At 65.4% G+C, this 456-nt stretch carries 1 pseudogene; it reads left to right on the forward strand.

The window, feature by feature from the left end:
* Positions 1-456 (forward strand): annotated as a pseudogene (locus tag EN984_RS37260) (amidase); the annotation flags it as partial.

The following is a 456-nucleotide window of genomic DNA, read 5'->3' on the forward strand; positions in this document are numbered from 1 at the left end:
GATCGACCTGCCCTTTATCGGCCGCGATTTCTTCGCCGATTTCTGCAGGACGGTTGCCTCCGCCGTCGCCGGCACGATGCGGGCCGAAGCGCTGCGCGTCGGCCGTTCCGTTACCGGTGACATCGAGCGGGCGACGCGGGTGCTCGCCCGCTTCGGCGAAATGGTGTCGGCCGGCGAGACCTATGCCGACCTGCAGCGGCTGCATGCCGCCTCGCGGCAGCTGATTTCGGAGACCGTGCAGTACGACGCCGTGCTGATGCCGGTCATTGCCCACCCGCCGCTCGCCTGCGGCGCCATGGATCCCAAAGGCGCCGACGAGCTCATCGAGAACCTGCTCGACAAGCTTCACCTGACACCCTTGCTGAAGCTGAAGCCGTTCTTCGGCCAATTGATGGACAAGAGCCTCTGGTTCACCCATTGGCCGGCGATCCAGAATGTCAGCGGCCAGCCGTCGAT

The sequence above is a fragment of the Mesorhizobium sp. M7A.F.Ca.CA.004.12.1.1 genome, from assembly GCF_003997835.1.
Taxonomy (GTDB): Bacteria; Pseudomonadota; Alphaproteobacteria; order Rhizobiales; family Rhizobiaceae; genus Mesorhizobium.